This window comes from Pseudoalteromonas sp. Z1A6, assembly GCF_011378745.1.
Lineage (GTDB): Bacteria > Pseudomonadota > Gammaproteobacteria > Enterobacterales > Alteromonadaceae > Pseudoalteromonas > Pseudoalteromonas arctica.
In genome coordinates this window covers 1-2,117 of sequence record NZ_WTKW01000508.1, presented here as the reverse complement: position 1 = coordinate 2,117, position 2,117 = coordinate 1, and the positions used below count along the sequence as shown (strand labels likewise).

Here is a 2,117-nt window from a genome sequence, read left to right as displayed (position 1 = left end):
CGTGCCTAAATAAAGATAAGATTCAATCCGCAAAAAATTATGATTTAAGCAAGTGGGATTAGTGGTTGATACAACATAGCTACCCTTTAATGAAAAAGTAGTAGTGGCTATTTAGTTTTATTTAAATAACCACTGGATTTGGCATACATACAAAAATAAATACTTTAATTTTGGTGCTCATATTGTCCGCGGTAAACTTCAAATACTTTTAAAACAGTATGTTGCTCTTTAGTTAGGTTATCAAACCAATCATCAAACAGCTCATCATCTTCTTGCTCGCTTAGTGCCATATACCGCGCTAGTAATTCTACAATATCGTTATGGTTGCAGGTTAAAGGATTTACTTGTTGCGCCAAGGTACTGTGGTCGCGCTCTCTTAGGGTTTCCATTACCCCTTGATCAATTTGTTCTTGTTGTTGTGTTGCGTCACTCATACATAACCTCTGTAATAACTTTATAACCGTATTTGTTAACGTTTTAACTCTTAAATATAGTTATAACAGCCTAAACGCCAATAGCCAGCATTTTTGATTCAAGTGCTTATTTTTTGATTTATTTGCGCAAATAGCCAGCAATCACGGCCTTTTTGAGGAACATTTGAATAATTTGCAATGAGAGAATAAATACGTTAAATTAAAATGATACATTATCACATATCATTTATTAAGGCGTATTATGAAACCAAATATTCATCCTGACTACCACGTGGTTGCTTTTCACGATACCGCTGCCGATTCTTACTTTATTATTGGCTCAACCATTAAAACCAATCGCACAATCGAGATCGATGGTAATACTTACCCATACGTACCTATTGATGTATCAAGTGACTCGCACCCATTTTATACAGGCAAGCAAAAAACAACCGCTACAGATGGTCGCGTTGCGCAGTTTAATCGTCGTTTTAAAAGTTTATCGACTGTTAAAAAGGAAAAGGTATGAAAGTATTAAGCTCTCTTAAAAGTGCTAAGCAACGTCCGGGGTGTCAAATTGTAAAACGCAAAGGCCGCGTATTTGTAATTTGTAAAAACAACCCACGCTTTAAAGCAGTACAAGGAATGAAAAAGAAATAAGTTAAACGGGGATGCTCAACATATAATTAGGTAGCTTGCTTAAGCTACCTAATTTAGGGGGACTATTTTACCACTACTGAAAACTCTGGCACTGCCTGAATTACTTTTTTTACCGTACAGGTATTTACAGCTGCAATAAGCGCCTTTTTATACTTATCAGGGAAACCATCAGGTAAGTTAATCTCAATTGAAAATAACTTTTTACCGTTGTCATCTACATTTTCGTTGTTTTGGGTAAGCGTCATACCTTGCGTTGAAATATCACGCTGCTCGCAAAACTTACGCGCATAAAAACCTGCACATAAAACCATACTTACTAAAAAATAATCAAACGGTTCTGGATGCTCTGCATTGCCACCAGCGTTTACACTTTGATCGCTTATTACTTCTAGGTCGCCAAATTTAGCGCTTTGCTTTTGGCCTTCTAACATTGAAACTGAAATTTCCATTGTGTTTCCTTATATTTATTGCTGCAGATACCTTTAACATAATTAGCTTAAAAGTAGCTACTAAAGATACATAGTGTCTAGGTTTATGAACCGAACAGTAATTCAAAGAACCCTGGAGGCTCGTGTAACTCATGATATTTTTTACGTAAGTTATCTATATTTTTCAGTGGTTCTTTTGCCGCACTTAGCCCCTGCTCGATTGCTGCCTTTTTTGCAAGTTCAGCTTGAGCAATCACTTTATCAAGGCCCTGCAATGACTGCTCAGGTTTTTTGTAAAACTTAGCTGTTTTACTTACTTTTACTAGCTTTATAAATTCATCAATCGCAGTATTAAATTCACTAAGTTGAGTTGCCTGCACTGCTTGTTTATAAGCAAGGCCCGTATTTTTCATATTTATTTCAAGATCGACTTCTTGCTGCGCAAAAGACATTGAACTAAACGCAAAGGTAAAAATAATTACTAAATACTTCATGGTCAAACCTATTAATTAAAAACACCTAAATTGTATCAAGTTTACGTAGTAAAGTAACTTTACGAGCTGTTATGAGTACTTTGAACTGTAAAGGGGGTTTACAAATTAATCATTTTAAAGCT

Annotated in this window: 5 protein-coding genes; 2 read left to right on the top strand and 3 right to left on the bottom strand. The window is 35.5% G+C overall.

All coding sequences use genetic code 11. The features are described from left to right. Positions 1-164 precede the first annotated feature (164 nt). Entirely contained in the window at positions 165-434 is a 270-nt protein-coding gene (locus GQR46_RS18990; protein WP_007580861.1) for a hypothetical protein, read from the bottom strand. A gap of 241 nt (positions 435-675) precedes the next feature. Between GQR46_RS18990 and GQR46_RS18985 the strand changes: the two genes are divergently transcribed. Together GQR46_RS18985 and ykgO are read left to right on the top strand one after the other, a co-directional pair. After that, on the top strand, positions 676-942 hold the full coding sequence (locus tag GQR46_RS18985) for a type B 50S ribosomal protein L31 (RefSeq protein ID WP_165728066.1): 267 nt from the start codon (positions 676-678) through the stop codon (positions 940-942). Continuing rightward, complete coding sequence (ykgO, locus tag GQR46_RS18980) at positions 939-1,073, top strand: type B 50S ribosomal protein L36 (RefSeq protein ID WP_002958669.1); 135 nt, start codon at positions 939-941, stop codon at positions 1,071-1,073. The genes GQR46_RS18985 and ykgO overlap by 4 nt, the downstream gene beginning before the upstream one ends. A gap of 62 nt (positions 1,074-1,135) precedes the next feature. On the opposite strand, the gene GQR46_RS18975 is transcribed toward ykgO, so the two are convergent. Continuing rightward, positions 1,136-1,522, bottom strand: a complete 387-nt coding sequence (locus GQR46_RS18975; RefSeq protein ID WP_002958670.1) for an OsmC family protein — start codon at positions 1,520-1,522, stop codon at positions 1,136-1,138. A gap of 83 nt (positions 1,523-1,605) precedes the next feature. Then, positions 1,606-1,995 (bottom strand): cytochrome b562, encoded by a 390-nt coding sequence (locus GQR46_RS18970; RefSeq protein WP_165728067.1) that lies wholly within the window; start codon positions 1,993-1,995, stop codon positions 1,606-1,608. Positions 1,996-2,117: the final 122 nt, after the last annotated feature.

What these genes read in the sequence shown, in the direction of transcription:
- GQR46_RS18985 (WP_165728066.1), top strand. Translation starts at nt 676, where the DNA reads ATGAAACCAAATATTCATCCTGACTACCACGTGGTTGCTTTTCACGAT.
- GQR46_RS18990 (WP_007580861.1), bottom strand. Translation starts at nt 434, where the DNA reads ATGAGTGACGCAACACAACAACAAGAACAAATTGATCAAGGGGTAATG.
- ykgO (WP_002958669.1), top strand. Translation starts at nt 939, where the DNA reads ATGAAAGTATTAAGCTCTCTTAAAAGTGCTAAGCAACGTCCGGGGTGT.
- GQR46_RS18970 (WP_165728067.1), bottom strand. Translation starts at nt 1,995, where the DNA reads ATGAAGTATTTAGTAATTATTTTTACCTTTGCGTTTAGTTCAATGTCT.
- GQR46_RS18975 (WP_002958670.1), bottom strand. Translation starts at nt 1,522, where the DNA reads ATGGAAATTTCAGTTTCAATGTTAGAAGGCCAAAAGCAAAGCGCTAAA.